Origin of the sequence: Synechococcus sp. CBW1107 (assembly GCF_015841355.1) — a bacterium.
Classification (GTDB): domain Bacteria; phylum Cyanobacteriota; class Cyanobacteriia; order PCC-6307; family Cyanobiaceae; genus Regnicoccus_A.
Genome location: NZ_CP064908.1, coordinates 1,835,243 through 1,851,812 on the forward strand (window position 1 = coordinate 1,835,243; position 16,570 = coordinate 1,851,812).

Here is a 16,570-nt window from a genome sequence, read left to right on the forward strand (position 1 = left end):
GGCGGATCACCTGGGGGTCTAGCAATCTGGTGAATGCAGCGGGCTCATAATCCGCCTGAGCCGAGTTCGATCCTCGGGACCCCCATTCCTCGAACTCCTGCCTGTTCAATCCAGGCTGCTGCAGACAGCCTTGGTCAGAACTGGTCACATCCCCGTGGAACCTGCCGACCATCTGTACATGGCTCAGACATGGATTCTGGCCACCATGGAACTGATACCGACGCAGCTGGGGATTCACGAAAGACCTACGACATAGCCTCGCACCAATTGCTTTGCTCGCTGGCCTGGCAACGTGCCTGGGTGCGGTTCCCGCCCAGGCTCAGGTGGGAGTCACGTTCCAGCTTGGCCAGCCCGGGTATTACGGACCCATTAATCCCAGTGGCATCGGCCTGAATCAGTTGCTCTACCCGCAACCGGTGATCATTCAACCCGGCTACTGGAACTGGGGTTCGGGTAGGACTGTTCAACCGATCTACCTGCGGGTGCCGCCTGGGCATGCCAAGAACTGGAGAAAACATTGCCAGCGATATCAAGCCTGCAACAGGCCGGTCTATTTCGTGCAGGACAGCTGGTACAACGACGCCTACGGCAGTCGCTACCGTCAGAAGCCTTATGACAACAAAGGTGGAGGTGGCAAACACGACGACGATTAGGTGTTTACGCTTACCGGTTTGTTCGGTTGAAGATGATTCATGAATTCATGAGTCTTGGCATCACCGCTGCGGCTAGGCCGCAGTTGGATCACTTCAAAGGATGTCGTTAAATAGAGGTGTGTTGCGATGTGTGATGAGGCTCGGGGCCTGCCCGATGTAGCTGCAACAATTCGAGTTGAATTGTTGTTGATTTCTTGTCGTGACCTGCGAACCACGGAATTTACTGGAATCCATTGAAGATGGTGTGGCTGCGATCATTAGGGGTGGCGCCAAAGGGCTAGGGCAGAATCAGCTCGGTGCGTCGGGATCTGTTAAGGCGCCTGACTTTGTTCCTGAATTTGCAGATCCTCTTCTGAATGTTGGGACTTTGCAACTGGAAGGAGGCGTCAATGGTACCCCTGCATATGTGCAAAGTGGCATCATTCCGTGCGATGCAAAGGGCACCAACGGTTTCCACGCTGACGTGCCATGTGAGTGCAGGCATCTCTGATCCCAAAAGTCAATCCCGGCCCCTGAGTTGGCTTCTGTCTCGGCTAAAGTCTCCACATTGGGCCACAGCAACACCTCTTATGCAAGGCCGTTGATGGCGCAGCGGCCTTCTGGTTTCCTATGTCTTGATTGAGGAGCGCATCTCAGGTCATCAAGGTCCAAGACGATCTCTCGTCCACTTGATTTGGGGTCTCAATCTGCATGGCTCCATTCAGGATCATGTCACTGATTAAGCCCTGCCGAATTCGTCTCCATCATGCCTCAGAAGAGGTTGTTCAGGATCGAGCCAGGTGCCGTCGACGGCACCTGGCTGCATGTCTAGGCTGCACAAACGTGCCTCGCTCGCTGGCCTGGAGCGAATGGAGCTGTTTGAGCGTTTGCTTCGGGTCGGTGAGTCTGCCTGAGAAGGCTTTCCCGTCACCGCTTCAGGTACCGGCAGCAGCCTGTGTGCGGCGTCTGGCCAGGCTGGGTGTGATCCTTAGGGGGGAGTCCCCATCACCTGTGGATGCCTTGTTACGCCTGCGTCATCCAGCACACCGAGGAGGTCTCCTGAGCCGCCTGCGTCGCCACGGTCGCGAGGCGGTACGGGAATCGTCTTCCCCTCTCCCGGGTCCGGGAACTCGTCGGGACCGGCTCCACAGGCACCAGCCTTCTCGGTCTGCGGCGCGGAGCGGATGCCGTGGTCTTCCATGCCCGGGCGGTGCGCGCTGACGCGGAGCTGCTCGATCAGCTGGATGCCGTGCCCTTGCCCGCCATCTTCCACTGGAAAGGCACGCACTGGGTGGCGTTGCATCGGCGCCAAGGCCAGCGGTTCCTGATCGCCGATCCTGCCGTGGGTTTGCGCTGGCTGCCGCGGGCTGATCTCCTGGCGGGCTGGAGCAACGGCGTGATGCATCTGCTGGAGCCCGATCTTCACCGACTGAACGCGCAGGAGGAGGCCCCCCGCGCTCCGTTTCTGCGCTTTCTGCAGCTGGCGCTGCCCTACCGAGGCCTGCTGCTGCAGGCGTAGGCCATCAATGCCGTGATCGGTCTGCTGGCGCTGGGCATGCTGCTGCTCTTCCTGCTCCGGAACCTGATCTCCCTGTTGCAGGGGCACTTGGTGGGGCACTTCGCCCAGCGGATGCAGCTCAGGATGCTCCTGGAGTACGGCCACAAGCTGCTGCGGCTGCCGATGACCTACTTCGACAGCCACCCCAGCGGTGAGGTGGTGAGCCGGATCAGCAATGTCAGCCGCATCAATGGGATGCTCGCCTACGGCCCGGCCCTCACGGCGGCTTCGCTGCTGACCTTCGTGGTGGTGGTGTGCTCCAATCTGATGTTCCTGCCGGCTCTGCGCCAGAAGACCCGCCGGCTGATCGTGGAATCGGCCGGGAATCAGGGCTTTCTGATGGAGGCGTTCCGCGGCGCGCAGGTGCTTAAGACAACCGAGGCCACGCCCCAGGTGTGGGATGAGTATCAGAGCAACTTCGGCACGCTCTCCCACCTGCGCAGGAACACCCTGCAGCTGTCGTTGTTCAGTTCCACCACCACGAATCTGCTCTCGAGCGGCACCACCCTGGTGCTGCGTGAGGCCACGACGGAGGAGTTTCTGCCCTCGGTGGCGCCGCGGATGCGGGCGCTGCAGCGTGGTGAGGTGATTACTGCATTGGATCAGGCGGATCTGGTGGGCATGAGGGAGGAACTGGCCCGGATCGCACCGAGTGGCCGGGATCTGGTGGAGTCGGTCATCGATGGACAGTCTGGTGGTCACGGCGTGACCCTTGTCGACTTGTCCTCAAAACCGGGGGACCCTACTGGTGCTGTCGCTGGCGGAGCGCATCCCTCACGGCGGCGTCACGAGCCTGTTCATGGTCGTTGCCATGGCCGCCGCGGCCGGTTCAGTGCGAGCGGACATCTTCCCGGACAGGGGGAACGGCTACCGCTCCACTTCATGCTTGAGCAGCTGGAGCAACCGCTCCACCCGGCCTGCTGCCACCTGACTGAGACGTTCGTAGGCCTCTCGCTCCTGCTCCTCGATCTGGACCTGGCTGAGCAGGGAGCGATGAGCGCCCAGTTCGGGCCATTGCGCCAGGACCGCTTCGATGCCGCGAGCCTTGAGGGCCTTGCGTACCGAGGCGGTGTTCAGCGGCAGGGAGAACGTGAATCGCATGGGGTGATCAACTCAGGAACCAGGGGACAGGGGCGGGCAGGGCTCCGTTCCAGGCACGGACACAATGGCAGCTGGATCACTGGCGCCGACCACCTTGGCACGGTTTTGTTGGAAGTTTTGCCCTCAAGGTGTGACCAGGCTTTTCAAGGGGGATCACTCTGTACCACGCGAGTGCCTCTCCCGATTGAGAAGTCAGGGCGGAGAGGCTCAGGTGATGGCGCCACCGTCCACGGCCAGCAGGGCCCTGACGTGCTCAGGTCCACTCCTGTCTGAAAGAAACGACGCGTGGTGAATCCTGCTGGCCTGAAGTATCGAGGCTGGGAGGTCGTCTTCCGGAAACAAAGCCAGGTGCTGCTGCACCATGGTCACCCTCAGTTGGATGGCAGAGGTGAAGAAGGCAAGGTCAGCCAACGCCTCCGATGAAGGTGTGACCAGCCACATCAGAGTGTTGTGGCAACGATCAGCCTGGGCGGTAAGCTTTTGTTCATCAACCTATTGCACTCATGGCTCTCACCGGTGCTGATCTGCTTGCCAAAGTCAAGGAGCTGGGAGAGGCCTCCAAGTCCGATCTGGTCCGCGCCGCTGGCTATGTGAGCACCAAGAAGGACGGCAGCGAGCGGCTGAACTTCACCGCCTTCTATGAGGCGCTGCTGGAAGCCAAGGGTGTCAGCCTGGGAGATGGTTCCGGAACGGGTAAAGGGCCTGGTAACCGTTCACTCAGCTATGTGGCCAGGGTGCAAGGCAACGGCAATCTGTTGGTGGGCAAGGCCTACACCGCCATGCTCGACCTCGAGCCAGGCAATGAGTTCGAGATCAAGCTCGGCAGGAAGGGGATTCGTCTGGTCCCCGCAGGAGCCGCTGATGAGGCGGCGTGAGGGTCATTTCACCCTCCCAGCAGGAACGGATTGGTCCTTACTGGAGCAGCCGGCAGGACACCAGAAACGCGCTGACGTCATCCGGCCACTTCGCCACCACCAGTAGTTCACGGGAGGTTCGGGCAAAGCCCTTCTGGGAGAGGGTGGCAAATTCGACGAGGGTGTCGTGAGTGATCAGCGCCTGACCCGTTTCGGCGACCTCGCAGGCCTGCTCGAATTCCATCCCCTCGTCCTGCAGCCTCAGGAAGGTATCGAGCTCCGGTCGGGTGTGCTCCAGGAGGGATGAGAGTGCACTCAGCGGGCCGATCGTCGCGCAACACGTCTCGGTGTGCATCGGCACCATTGCGATCACCAGGGCATCCCTGTAGTCCTGGGCCAGCGTCCTGAGGGTTTGTCGCAGGTCCATCAAGCTGCAGGCGGTGGAGATCACGAAACGGCGATGACTGGGGATGCCGGCGGGACAGGTTATCCATCGCAGGGCCTCTGAACCCGGTTGACGCCACCCTCGGATGCCCTGATGGTGAGCTGCAAAAGGGGTTACTGCCGACGACCTTTTTTTGTGCCTCTTCTGCCGGATGACCGCTTCCTTGATGCAACAGGAGACGGACAGTCTCCAGATCATGAACTGATCCATCAAGCCTTCCTGGCCAGCGTGAAGGTGTGTTGGTGGTGCCGGTTTCCAGCCAGCACAGCTCTCAGGGACTGCAATCCTGAACCGGTACGCTCATGATCCCCATGGCCAGCGCCAACGCCAGTCTGGAGAGAATGTCAAAATCGCCCGAAACTCTGTATTTCACATCACGGATGACGTCGCGTCACTGGCAAGGCTTATATAATTCTAGCTGTACGTTTCAGCGTCTGCTTGGTATGTGGGGCCTTTCGGCCACTTGAGACAGGAAGATTGCGGGAGCGTCCTTCCCTTGGGCGTCCTGTACCCCTGTCACCGTCAATCCCGGGCGGGAGGAATAGGGTTTGGTGCCAGCCAGGATTCCTTGGGGAGTTCTGTCTTCCAAGGAGTTGGGGCCTCATGCGTTATTTTTGCCATAGAGATCGGGCTGGTCTCCTTGCAATTTCTCAGCCATCACCGTAGGTTCGTCTATATACTGACTGACGGTTGACCACTGTCTTTCCACCAGTGAGTTGCCAAAGCAGCGCTTTCGGCTTGACAAGCCACGCACGATCTCTCCTGGCCAGTTTTTCGGCAACGCTGTTGATGAAACTCCGACACCTCATCGTCCAACGGTCAGTAGCTGCTGGAGGCCTGTCTGGCGCTCCAGCTCATCGCTCCCAGCGGATTGTCCGTGCAGAACTGAAGCCCAGCCCATGCTCTCAACTCATCACATCCGTGAGATCAGCGATGTTCGGAGCTGTCCGTGATCAGGACGTCTCAGCACCTGAATACGATCGACGCAGGCATGCCGCTGCCAACCAAGGGTCCTCTCCAGCGGAATCATCCGGCGACGTGGGTTCGAGGTCTGCCGGCCTGAGGCGAGTAAGATCCCTCAGCGACCTGTTCCACACTTTCCAGGCGTTGAGGACGAGGTGATGCCTACCGTTCTGATGATGCAGCTGGCGACAGCGAGCTTCCTGTTCGCGGGACTGTTCCGAAGGATGGGGCGCAACCCTCTTCCTGTCGTGCTGCTGGCCCTGGCCGTGCTTGGACTTGGGGTCTTGCTGGGCTACGCGATCGGTTCACGCAAGGCCGCAGCGAGAAATCGCAGGGAGCTCTGACAAGAGTCAGACAGACAGGGCCTGCTAGGGGGCCGTCACTCCACCCTGGTCAGCATGACGAGAGCCTGCCACTGGTGCAGGCTCGTTGGGCTGGAAACCATCGGTTCATGTTTCAGAAGCTCTGCAAGGAAATCGATCCATGCACGCTGCATTGGCAGGCCAGGCGAGCCTGGGGATCACCGTCGGCCAGCACATCAATCAAAATGGCTTCACTCTCCGTGATCGGAGAGAGATGATCAGCGCCAGCAGTGATCCGCACCAAGCAAGTGCCGCAGGACGCGGAGCGACAGCCCATCAGCACGGGGGTGTTGAATTCATCGCAGATCTCCATCAAGGGTCGACCGGCAGTTGTGGTCACTACCAGGTCGATGTCTTCGAAGTTGATGGTGATGGATTCAGTAGAAGTCATGGCGAGGGGGTACCCCTATCTCTCTCGAGATCATGCGAGGCTGAAGACTTCGTTGAGGTTCTTGAGAGCAAGGATGTTTTGATAGCGCTGTAAGCGATTGTCAAGGTTGGCCTCATTATAGTCAAATCCCATTGCCTCCCTTGCTCGCTCGAATTGCTGGGCGATATAGCGCCAACGTTTCTGCGTGAGCAGGCCCGGGCCGAAGGGGGGCAAAACATACTGCCATTCCATCTCTTGCCAGGATGTGAAGAGGCCATCGATGTCCACTTGCTTATCGGCGAATTCCGGATGGCAAAGGGCCATCTCAAGGGTTTGATGGCCGAGGCCGATCACGGTGCATAGATCGCCATGCATGGATCGCTCCAGCATCTCTGGAAAATGTAGAAATGTGCCGTTGATGTAATCCTCCATGGTCAGACGTACCAGTTCACGGATGAACTGCTGCGCTTCGGAGGTGGCTGCCTTGTAGAGCGCAAGACCAATGTCGAATGAGGTGGTGTAATGCCTGGCCTCATCATGGAGGTGCCCCTCATTGATCTTGAAGGCCAAGGGCTCGTAATTGTAGAGCTCAGGATTTTCGAATAGGTAGGCTTCTGCCTGCTTGAGTTCCACGTTTGAAACAAAGCGGATCAGCAACCAGAGACCACCGAGGCCAAGGGACTGAACCTCGGAAGGGCTGAGCAGCCTTGGAGCATCTCCCATCAGGAAGTGCAGGGTGCGGTAGCGGTAGCCACGACCTTTCCGCATCATCTCCTCCAGTAATGCCTGTAGGCCCCCTGGTTGACGGATCAATTCCAGGATATGCGTGCATTCCTCAGTGAGATTGAACTGTGTATCGATGGCTTGTTCATCAGCCCTGGGAATGAAGCCTACCTTGCCGCGGAAAAATCCTGGGGCATCAAAGGATTCCTTTGATCCGGTTTCCCGACAAACCATGCTGTAAACGGTGCGGAAAGTCCAGATATGGTCCATCTCTTCGCTTGTTTCCTGATGGAGTATCATATACTCATCAGAATATGGCTCAAATGACTTGTCCGCAGCCGCCATGTTGGAAATCAGCGTCTGCGATTCACTGTTCGCCACTAGCTTGTAAAAATTTACGAAATAACAGGCCGTAAGAATGGCGATCTGCCGTGGATTGAGTGACTTGAGATATTCACATCGCCTCAATGGCAAAGGCATGATGTTTGGGTTTGCGTAGAGGGCATCGCCTACGATTCCCTGGCTGTAGCGGCGTCCCAGCAAGTGGTGTAACTCAGGAGGATCAGCCCCGGCGTAGCCGGGGCTGACGGCTCACCTCCCTCAGATTTCAGCTGTGGCAATGGGTGGGCCGGTCTGTGACCCTGTTCGGAGAACTACCACCAAACCGAACACAGACCATGACCCTCACCCATAGTGGCGCCTCCGAGCTGAGCCAGCTCATGGAGGGCACCACCGCTGGCGCCCTGATCCCAGAGATCGTGCGCCGGGGTTTCCAGGACCTGCTGGAAGCCGAGGTTTCTGCCCTCACGGGCGCTCAACTCCATGAGCGCTGCCCCGATCAGCACTCCACCCATCGCAACGGCTACCGGGAGCGGCTGCTCACCACCCAGGTGGGCGACCTCAGCCTGGCCATTCCCAGGTTGCGGCAGGGCAGCTTCTTTCCCAGCTGGCTGGAGCCACGCCGCCGGGTGGACAAGGCGCTCTACGCCGTGGTGATGGAGGCCTACACCGGCGGGATCTCCACCCGCAAGGTCGACGCCCTGGTGGAGGCGCTGGGCGGGGCCAGCGGCATCTCCAAATCGGAGGTGAGCCGCATCTGCCAGGGGCTCGATGAGCAGGTGAAAGCCTTTCTGGGCCGGCCGCTTGACCATGCCCGCTTTCCCTACGTCTACCTCGACGCCACCTACCTCCACGGCCGCCTGGGCCGAAATATGCAGGTGGTGTCGCGGGCGGTGGTGGTGGCGATCGGCATCAATGCCCTCGGCTACCGCGAAGTTCTCGGCATTGCCGTGGGCGACAGCGAGGCGGAGGGCTTCTGGCGTCAGTTCCTGGGCTCACTCAAGGAGCGTGGCCTCGACGGCACCCGCCTGGTGATCTCGGATGCCCACCTGGGCCTGACGGCAGCGATCAAGCGGATGTTCCAGGGCAGTAGCTGGCAGAGGTGCCGGGTGCACTTCCTGCGCAACCTGCTGAGCCATGTGCCCAAGGCCGGCCAGGACATGGTGGCCGCTGCCATGAAAGCGGTGTTCGTGATCCAGGCTCCAGATCAGGTGCGCGCCCACTGGCAGCGGGTCACCGAGATGCTGCGCAAGCAGTTCCCCGGCGCCGTGCCCGTGATGGAAGCCGCCCGGGACGACGTGCTGGCCTTCCTGCACTTCCCCCAGGAGCACTGGCGCAAGGTCTGGAGCACCAACCCGCTCGAGCGCCTCAACAAGGAGATCAAACGCCGCACCAACGTGGTCGGCATCTTCCCCAATGATCCAGCGATCGTGCGCCTGGTGGGCAGCCAGCTGCTGGAGCAGCAGGAGGAATGGCAGCTGGAGCGTCGCCGCTTCTTCTCTGAGGCCACCATGGCCAAGATCCCAGAGCCAGAAGAGCCCTTGGAGCTCACCGATGCAGATCCGAACGCCCAGCCGGCTGCAACCATCAGCTGAAGCGCACCAGCTTCTACCTCGATCTACACAGAACACATCGATCGCTGAGTTGCCAATTCAGCGATCAGGGTTCATAATGGATCAATGGAGCTGCGCAATCAGCTTCCAAGCAGTCATCCCCTGACTGCTCCTGTTCACCCTCCGGAGAGGGTCACAGGACCTCCTGAGTTACACCACTCGGAGGGGCGCTACCCTGGCTGTCGAGTGCAATCCCCAGGAATTTGAGTTCCAGTGGCTCGGCGTGAGCCTTCTGGAACAAGCGGTTCTGAATCGTGGTCAGCTTGGCATCAAGGGGAATGCTTGTCGTGGGCGCGGGAGTGACCGCCATGTCGGGCAGGCTGCTGTTGTGATCCATTGTGCCATGTATAGATACTGCAGAACATTAAGAAATTGATGGTACCGTCACTATGCTCGTGTTGGTGTGGGGAAATTCTGTTCTGCAGTTCGTCTCGTCTTCCGGTATGGTAAAGCTCTAAAATGGATAATCGGAATCAGGCCAGTCTTGTTTCCATGAATGCCCTTTTTGGTTGCCAAATAGAAGTGCCTCTTTAACGAATTCCTTGATCCCCCCTGGCCAAGTCATCTCAGGTGATGCCGTCGGGTGAGGCGGGCTGACCGGTTGCCACAGGCGCGTGCTCAGGTGCGTTAGGGCCTTGAGTAGGGATCAAGATCACGTTTCATCCAGGGACAGGAACTGGTCTGCCTCTGCCCCTGCAATCGTGACCTGGTGACCAAGCTGCCCTTGCGAGGATATCGATCCTCTGGGCAAGGGGCCACGCGATGATCTCCGCCTCGTCGGTTGCCCCTATCCCGACTTCGGCACCCTCAAGGCACTGATGACCAGCATCGATCCGGATGCGATGCAGGCTCCCTCTCAACAATCGTATGCGTTCAGGGGTCGGGACGCCCCACCGCACGAATGCAAGCCTGATCGCTCACCGCTGAGCGATCAGAGACTCTTCCTTGTCCTTTCTTCTGCCTTCAGGGATCGCTCAGCAGTGACGGCATCACCCCATCGCGGTGATGGGCGATCCAGGCCTGCTCCAGGAACTCCCAGACATCCCGCCCCTGTTGCCTGAGGGTAGTGGTGACCGTGAGCAGGCGGCTCCGGCAGATCGCACCTTGGCGGGATTGGACTCCTTGACTGATCTTGCGCTGAATCACCGATTGGCGCAGGGCACGTTCTGCGGCGTTGTTGGTGGGCTCTATTCCCTCGTTCTCCAGGAAGGTCCACAACCCACCTGTCACCTTCTGGAGCTGCTGGCACGTGCGCACTGTGCTGGCCCAAGGCGTTCGCTCGCCGCGCTGGTAGCCGAGCTCTACTACCCGCTGCAGCGTGGTCTCAAAGGTCTGGCGGATCGGCCGGCAGCTTTGCTGCAAGGCGGGCCAGTCAATCTTTCCCTCCTTGTAGCGGTGCCAGTGGCCAAACAGCTGCTGCTGCAGGCCCAGCAGCTGGGCTCCGAATTCAGCGCTGGCGCCCGGGCGTTCGGCGATGGCCGTCAGGTCGCGGATCAGGTGCGCCCAGCACAGCTGGCGCTGCTTGGTGGGCAGGTGGTTGTAGGCCGAGAAGCGATCGCTCACCACAATCCCGCCAAAGGCGTTCCCCAGCAGCTCGATGGCAGCGGTCGTCGATCGACTCAGCCCTTGCACAAATACCGTCACCACGGCGGTGACCATGACCCACTGCCAGCCCCGCTTTCCAGTGGGATTGTTGCCGTCGGCATTGCCGGTGGGGGCGCCAGTTTCATCTACGTAGGCCACCGGCTGCACGCGGGCAAAAGCAAGGGCCTCCTGCATGGGCTGCTCCAGTGCTGCACTCAAGCGCTGGCGGACCCGTCCAATCGCGCCGCGGCTCATCTCCACTCCTACCAGCTGCTGGAGCAGGGCCTGGGTCTTGCTGAAACTCAACGGAAAGGCACTGCCCAGCAGGCCCACCAGTGCACTGAGCCTTGGGCCGTAGTGACTGGCCTCCACATCCGCCGGCAACGAGGCGCAGGTGCTGGTGGAACAGCAGGGGCAGACCAGGCGATGCAGCCGGTGCTCGATCACCAGCGGGGTAATCGGCGGGATCTCGATCACCTGATGGCGCAGGGGATCGAGATCCTCTCCCTGGAGCAAGGTGCCACAGCGGCGGCAGGCATCAGGGTGGTGATCCACCACCTGATCCACCCGCTCGATCGACAGCAGCTCTGGTCCGGATCCGGGATGGCCCTGCTGGCCGCCCCGCTTGCGGCCACTGCCCTTGCGCCGTTCTGGCGGCTTAAAACCCAGACCATCACTGGAGGGAGGTTTGGATGAGTTGCGAGAGCTGCGTCCGATCCGCTCACGCAGGTTTGCCAACTCGGTGGCCAAGGAGGTGAGTTGGCCGCGCAACAGCTCGATCTCCTGCTGCTGGGCGTTGATCAGCGCTCTGACGCTGGCGGGAGTTTCCAGCCAGTCGGCTTCTGGAATTCCAGCCGGATGTGCGGTCATCATAGGCGGGTCTCTACCTGAGATGCAACCGGAAATCAAGCTGTCGTCAAGGGTTCAGCAGGGCCGATGTTCGCCGCGAGCTGTCACGCCCCCTGAACGGATACCAACAATCAGTTCTTTCAGGCCCGCGCTGCTAAGTTCTATTGGACCGGCGTGCTAGGGGTCCTCAAAATCCTGTGAAGCGGGAGAGAGCAGAGTCCAAGGCTGAGACAGCGAAATTAATCTTCCAGGACTGTTTTTGAACGTTGACATTCATGCTGGTGGCGGTGAGGGCATTTCCGTTATTCGCTTCATGGAGAATGATCGCTGAACTTCCCGATAGAATTTCAGGCGGTGTTAATATATTCTTGAGTAGGAGTGTGGTTGCATCTCCTTATGCAGTTGTATGCCCATTGACATTGTTCTTTGGCGTAACGGTCAAGGCCTCCTGAAATTCTGAGCCAGAGCTCCTGCAGGGATCAGCACTGCCGCATCGTGCAGACGCTTAGACAAGCTGTTGGCGAGGTCAGCAAAATGATTCTGAGTTGTCGTGAGATTTAAGAACAATGAGTAGAGGTATGCCGGAGTCCTCATCTTTGGATGGGCTCTAATCTCGTTGACTTGTGGATGTGAAAACACCAAGTCAGTTTTCCAGGACGTGTAGGAGTGGCCGACAAGCCCTGCCCGCCGTGGGTCGAGCATAGGTGAATCTGCAGCCCTGAGCCGAATCAATCAAGCAGAGTGTGCTTGGCTTGGATTGCCGAAATTGGTGTCTGGACCCGCTGTCTTGGCCTGTCCGTAGTTGGTTGGATCACAGCAGCAGCAGTGATGGGCTGGTCGGCATCATCTTCGATGAGTACAATTTTTATGACTACACCACATGTGTGCAGTATGCGCTTAAGGCTATAGCTGCCCCAAGTGCCTCAGAGGCGCATCTAGTGGCCGACAGGGGACTTCGAGTTTGCAATCCTTAGTTCGAACCGAGCTGTTACGCAACTCCGCCCACCGCACATGGCGCTCCATTCCCGGCGTCTGTCAGCTCACCAGCTCACCCCGTGCAACTTGGGCAGAGGTGCTGTCTGGCTGGTGACGGCGAACAGCCGGGGGATGCGATGGCTGTTGTACACATGAAACTCACGCACCAGGGAGACACCCTCCTCGCGCACGGCCTGGTTGAGCACCAGCGACCCGTCGGGATCCGACACCGAGCGGTGGAAGGTGCCTGGGGGGATGCGCAGGATGTCACCGCCGGTGTCGAGGCGCACGATGTGGAAGGGGTAGTTCCAGCCCAGGTTCACCAGGAAGAAGGTGCGGCCGCCGTGCATCGCCAGCAGGTTGTCCTCCTGGTGGGGGTGCAGGTAGAACTGCCAGGCGCCGGTTTCGGGGTCGTCGGGGGGGCTCACCGCCGGGCCGCTGTGCACCACCAGATCCCGGGCGTTGGACGTGGGCACCGTGATGTCGAAGAAGCGCACCGCCGGGGTGTCACGGAACTTCTCGTAGGGAATCAGTTCGAACATCGGGGCCGGTCTGGGCCCTTTCTGTTCGCTGTTTCGGAGCAAGGATGCGGCCATGGCGGCAACCGCCGGCACTGATGGCCTGACGGTGTGAAGTCTTTCCATTGAACAGAGCCGCCGCCCCCTTCAAGGTGCAGGACGCTACTGAACGGACTCCTGCGGACAGAAGCCGATCCGGTCATGACGGGTCTGGCCATCGTTGGTTGAATGGATGTCTCCTGGAAGCCTTCGCCTTGTCCGATCGCCCCAACTGCCTCCCCGCAGCGCTCCTGGCCTGGATGCCGGTCCGCTCCATGCCCCTGCTCCTGGCCGCTGGACTCGGCCTGGGGGTGGTTGCGGCACCGGTCCAGGCGCAACCTCGGCCCGTGGCGGGCCGGCCCACGGTCTCGGTGCCTGATTTCAAGAACACCGTCACCCAGCAGACCTGGTGGTGGCAGGGACCCGTGGCCACGGATCTGGCGGCGATGCTCGCCAATGAGCTGCAGGCCACCGGCGATATCCAGGTGGTGGAGCGCAACAACATCAAGGCGGTGCTCTCGGAGCAGGAGCTCGCGGAGCTGGGCATCGTGCGCCGCAACGCCAATGCGGCCCAGCGTGGCCAGATGACCGGGGCCCGCTACATCGTGCTCGGCACGGTCACCTCCTACGAGTCGAACGTCGAGAGCAAGACCTCAGGCAGCAACTTCGGCCTGCTGGGCTTCGGCACCAGCAAGCAGCAGGCTGAAACCAAGGACTACGTGGCGATCGATGTGCGGGTGGTGGACAGCACCACAGGCGAGGTGGTGGGTCAACGCACGGTGGAGGGCCGGGCCACCAACACCGCCGCTGCTCAGGAGAACGGCGTGAATCTGCTGCCGGCCGCCGGCCTGGCCCTGTTCCTCGCTCCCAACATGGGGCGCACCGGCCAGGGACTCACCGGGGCTGCCGGCACCCTGCGCTTCGGCTCGAACAGCTCGGAAGCCCAGCGCACGCCGGCAGCCAAGGCGATCCGCGCCGCCCTGATCGATGCCTCCAGCTACGTGAGCTGCCTGCTGGTGCCCAAAGGCAACTGCATGGCCAGCTTCGAAGCCCAGGAGCAGCAGCGGCGTGAGCGCACCCGTGGAGTGCTGCAGCTGGAGTGATCCTGGGTTCTGTGCCGGCGCGGGTTGATCAGCGGGGCTTGATGTTGAGCAGCTTGGCGCCGTAATCGGCCGTGAAGGCCGCCTGCATCTGCCAGGCCCGCAGCAGGGTCTTGGCCACCTGGCGCAGCTCCTCGATGTCGTTGCAGCTGTCGATCGCCCTGGAGTGGACAGCCGTGGAGAACTCGCGGGACAGGGAGAGGGGGTCGTTCATGGTGATTTTGCATTACGTTACAAAGCGGAAGCGGTCTTCCGTGGGGCGGCTTGCCGTACAGCGCCCACCCCGGCCTGTCAGGGCTGCTCAGAACGGGATCGGCATCTCCACATCCGCCGGCGGGGGCGCACAGGCCGCCACCCGCTCCAGCACCACCTGGCCGATCACCACAATCGAGGGTGACCCGTAGCCCTCGGCTTCGGCCGCATCAGCCAGTTCCCCGAGGGTGCTCACCAACTGCCGCTGGCCACTGACGGTCCCCTGCTGGATCACCGCTGCGGGGGTGTCCGGTGCCAGCTCTCCGGCGATCAGCTCATCGCAGATGCGGCGCAGGTTGTGCAGCCCCATGTAGATCACCAGCCCATCGCTGCTGCGGGCCAGGCCGCGCCAGTCGACCCCGGGTCGCCCCTTGTCGATCTCCTCATGGCCCGTCACGAAGGTGACGCTGGAGCCCGCCTTGCGGTGGGTGATCGGGATGCCCGCGTAGGCGGGTGCGGCGATGCCGGCGGTCACGCCCGGCACCACCTGCACCGGGACCCCATGGCTGGCCAGGTGGGCCGCTTCCTCGCCACCACGGCCGAACAGGAAGGGATCGCCGCCCTTCAGGCGCACGATCGTGCGGTGGCGTCGGGCCAGGTCCACCAGCACGGCGTTGGTGCTCGGCTGGGGCACGGAATGGTGTCCCCGGCGCTTGCCCACGAAATGTCGCTCGCAGCCCACCGGGGTCAGCTCCAGCAGGGCCGTGGGCACGAGGGAGTCGTAGACGAGGGCATCGCAGCACTGCAGCAGGCGGTGGGCCTTGACGGTGATCAGCTCGGGATCGCCAGGCCCCGCCCCCACCAGATACACGGTGCCCAGGTGGTCGCCAGCGGCATCAGCAGGATCCGCCTTGCCAGCACTCATGGCAGGGCCTCGAGCTGATCGAGCAGCAGCGCCTGGAAGCGCGGGCGTTGCAGCAGCGGGGCACCCAGCGCGGCGGGCAGGCTCTCGGTGAGCCGGTTCGCGGCCAGGGCCAGGGGCAGGGCAGCGCCGCGGATCGCCAGAGTCAGGTCCTCAAGATCAGTCGCAGTGTATGGAGCGGCTTGACAGGACGCCGAACAGCGGCGCTCGAGGTGGGCCAGGTAGCGGTCGGCCACGCCCGGCGCGAGCGGGTGGTGCAGCAGCAGAGGTGGCAGGTCCGGGCTGTGGCTGGCCGCCAGCTCAGCCAGCTCGTCGGCGAGCGCTTCCTGCCAGCTGGGCCAGGCCCCGAGGAAGGGAAGCCGCCGCAGGGGACCGTGGCGGCGCCAGGCCGCCGCGATCGCTGGGATGTCGTGGCGCACGTGGTTGCCGGGCAGCAGCAGCAGCGGCACCAGGGTGAGCGGCAGCTCGGGACTGTTCTCCCCCGGGGCGGCGGGATCGGGGGGAGCCGCGTCGCCACTGAGGGTCTGCAGCCGCACGGGGGCTCGCCTGCGGCGCTCCAGGTCGCGGGCCAGGGTCTGGAGCTCCTCGGGAATCACCCCCCCGGCCCGGCCATGAACCACCAGCAGCAGCGGGCAGCGGGGCAGGGACGCCAGCCGACGCCGGGCACGGGCTTCCGTGCCGGGGTCGAGGGGGTGGCTCAGGGCCTGCTCAAGCCCCTCTCGGGCAGTGGGCAGGCGAGCGAGCAGATCCACGGCCTGGGACGCCAGCGTGCCGTCGAGGTCGCTGCAAAGCTCCAGTAACAGCTGCTGCAGGGCTGCCTGGGGCCAGACGCTCAGCCCCACCGCCAGGCCCTCCAGGGCGGCGCGGCGCAACGGAGATGGGCCGGCCTGGCGCGCCATCTGTTCGAGACGGGCAAAGTCCTGGCTGTCGCGTTGGTGCCCCAGGAGGGGCAGCAGGGCCGCACGCGGCCGCTCGGCCACCGCGGCTCGCAGCAGGGCGGCGCAGGCGGGATCCCGGCGGCGGCCGATCAGATCGAGCAGCTCCAGCCGCAGGGCCAGCGCGGCGGGCTCGCCGGATTCGGGCAGGCTCAGCCACCAGCGCAGCAGCCGGGCCGATCCGGCTCCATCGAGCTTCTCCACCAGCACCGCGACCAGGTCGGTGGCCGCAGGCAGCGCCCCCTGCTCCAGGGCGTCCAGCCAGGAGCCTGTGGCCACGTCGGCCGATCGCCTGAGGCGCTGCAGCCAGGGCCAGCGCTCCAGGCTGCCTTCAGGCGGCAGCTGGGACGGCAGCGCTGTCACAGGGAGGGCCCCAGCGCCATCAGGCGCCTCCTCTGGGCTGAATTGGATTGAAAACTGTCTCCATTGATACGTTTTATGGGGAGGGCCTGGTGGGGCAGCGGCGCTCCCTCTAGCAAGGAAGGAGACACAGCTG

General features: G+C 62.0%; 15 protein-coding genes, 1 tRNA gene and 1 pseudogene. 8 read left to right on the top strand and 9 right to left on the bottom strand.

The window, feature by feature from the left end:
* The first annotated feature begins 12 nt into the window (after positions 1-12).
* The 5 genes and pseudogenes from I1E95_RS09550 to I1E95_RS09570 all read left to right on the top strand — a co-directional run bounded on the left by I1E95_RS09550 (position 13) and on the right by I1E95_RS09570 (position 4,166).
* A tRNA-Ile gene (locus I1E95_RS09550) sits at positions 13-85 on the top strand.
* Positions 86-323: 238 nt separating this feature from the next.
* Positions 324-653 carry a hypothetical protein gene (locus tag I1E95_RS09555; RefSeq protein ID WP_197161718.1) on the top strand — a complete coding sequence of 110 codons (330 nt, stop codon included), beginning with the start codon at positions 324-326 and terminating at the stop codon, positions 651-653.
* Between the two features lie 1,102 nt (positions 654-1,755).
* Positions 1,756-2,151: pseudogene (locus tag I1E95_RS09560) on the top strand (cysteine peptidase family C39 domain-containing protein); the annotation flags it as partial.
* A 12-nt stretch (positions 2,152-2,163) separates the two neighbouring features.
* A complete protein-coding gene (locus I1E95_RS09565; RefSeq protein ID WP_197161721.1) occupies positions 2,164-3,564 on the top strand; it encodes an ABC transporter transmembrane domain-containing protein in 1,401 nt (466 codons plus the stop codon).
* 230 nt (positions 3,565-3,794) lie between these two features.
* The gene (locus I1E95_RS09570) at positions 3,795-4,166 is read left to right on the top strand and encodes an AbrB family transcriptional regulator (RefSeq protein ID WP_197161724.1); all 372 of its coding nucleotides are present in this window, start codon (positions 3,795-3,797) and stop codon (positions 4,164-4,166) included.
* 37 nt (positions 4,167-4,203) lie between these two features.
* Here the strand turns inward: I1E95_RS09570 and I1E95_RS09575 are convergent, their stop codons facing one another.
* On the bottom strand, positions 4,204-4,572 hold the full coding sequence (locus I1E95_RS09575) for a hypothetical protein (protein WP_231594535.1): 369 nt from the start codon (positions 4,570-4,572) through the stop codon (positions 4,204-4,206).
* Positions 4,573-5,711: 1,139 nt separating this feature from the next.
* Between I1E95_RS09575 and I1E95_RS09580 the strand changes: the two genes are divergently transcribed.
* A complete protein-coding gene (locus I1E95_RS09580) occupies positions 5,712-5,897 on the top strand; it encodes a hypothetical protein (RefSeq protein WP_197161730.1) in 186 nt (61 codons plus the stop codon).
* 112 nt (positions 5,898-6,009) lie between these two features.
* On the opposite strand, the gene I1E95_RS09585 is transcribed toward I1E95_RS09580, so the two are convergent.
* Positions 6,010-6,306, bottom strand: a complete 297-nt coding sequence (locus I1E95_RS09585; protein ID WP_197161733.1) for a 2Fe-2S iron-sulfur cluster-binding protein — start codon at positions 6,304-6,306, stop codon at positions 6,010-6,012.
* Positions 6,307-6,336: 30 nt separating this feature from the next.
* Positions 6,337-7,551: a hypothetical protein gene (locus I1E95_RS09590; protein WP_197161735.1), complete on the bottom strand. Its 1,215-nt coding sequence runs from the start codon at positions 7,549-7,551 to the stop codon at positions 6,337-6,339.
* A gap of 134 nt (positions 7,552-7,685) precedes the next feature.
* Here I1E95_RS09590 and I1E95_RS09595 point away from each other — a divergent pair, with 134 nt between their 5' ends.
* Positions 7,686-8,942, top strand: coding sequence for an IS256 family transposase (locus I1E95_RS09595; protein WP_197161738.1), 1,257 nt, complete (start codon positions 7,686-7,688; stop codon positions 8,940-8,942).
* A gap of 151 nt (positions 8,943-9,093) precedes the next feature.
* Here the strand turns inward: I1E95_RS09595 and I1E95_RS09600 are convergent, their stop codons facing one another.
* The 3 genes from I1E95_RS09600 to I1E95_RS09610 form a co-directional block, all read right to left on the bottom strand.
* Positions 9,094-9,270: a hypothetical protein gene (locus I1E95_RS09600; RefSeq protein WP_231594536.1), complete on the bottom strand. Its 177-nt coding sequence runs from the start codon at positions 9,268-9,270 to the stop codon at positions 9,094-9,096.
* A 653-nt stretch (positions 9,271-9,923) separates the two neighbouring features.
* Positions 9,924-11,417 (bottom strand): IS66 family transposase, encoded by a 1,494-nt coding sequence (locus I1E95_RS09605; RefSeq protein WP_231594537.1) that lies wholly within the window; start codon positions 11,415-11,417, stop codon positions 9,924-9,926.
* 1,016 nt (positions 11,418-12,433) lie between these two features.
* Positions 12,434-12,910, bottom strand: coding sequence for a hypothetical protein (locus I1E95_RS09610; protein ID WP_006173155.1), 477 nt, complete (start codon positions 12,908-12,910; stop codon positions 12,434-12,436).
* A gap of 230 nt (positions 12,911-13,140) precedes the next feature.
* Between I1E95_RS09610 and I1E95_RS09615 the strand changes: the two genes are divergently transcribed.
* A complete protein-coding gene (locus tag I1E95_RS09615; RefSeq protein WP_231594538.1) occupies positions 13,141-14,028 on the top strand; it encodes a CsgG/HfaB family protein in 888 nt (295 codons plus the stop codon).
* A gap of 28 nt (positions 14,029-14,056) precedes the next feature.
* Here I1E95_RS09615 and I1E95_RS09620 read toward each other — a convergent pair whose 3' ends face one another.
* The 3 genes from I1E95_RS09620 to I1E95_RS09630 all read right to left on the bottom strand — a co-directional run bounded on the left by I1E95_RS09620 (position 14,057) and on the right by I1E95_RS09630 (position 16,437).
* Positions 14,057-14,239: a hypothetical protein gene (locus tag I1E95_RS09620; RefSeq protein ID WP_197161746.1), complete on the bottom strand. Its 183-nt coding sequence runs from the start codon at positions 14,237-14,239 to the stop codon at positions 14,057-14,059.
* An 87-nt stretch (positions 14,240-14,326) separates the two neighbouring features.
* Entirely contained in the window at positions 14,327-15,142 is an 816-nt protein-coding gene (gene cobA / locus I1E95_RS09625; RefSeq protein ID WP_197161748.1) for a uroporphyrinogen-III C-methyltransferase, read from the bottom strand.
* Entirely contained in the window at positions 15,139-16,437 is a 1,299-nt protein-coding gene (locus tag I1E95_RS09630; RefSeq protein ID WP_197161750.1) for a CbiX/SirB N-terminal domain-containing protein, read from the bottom strand. The genes cobA and I1E95_RS09630 overlap by 4 nt, the downstream gene beginning before the upstream one ends.
* Positions 16,438-16,570: the final 133 nt, after the last annotated feature.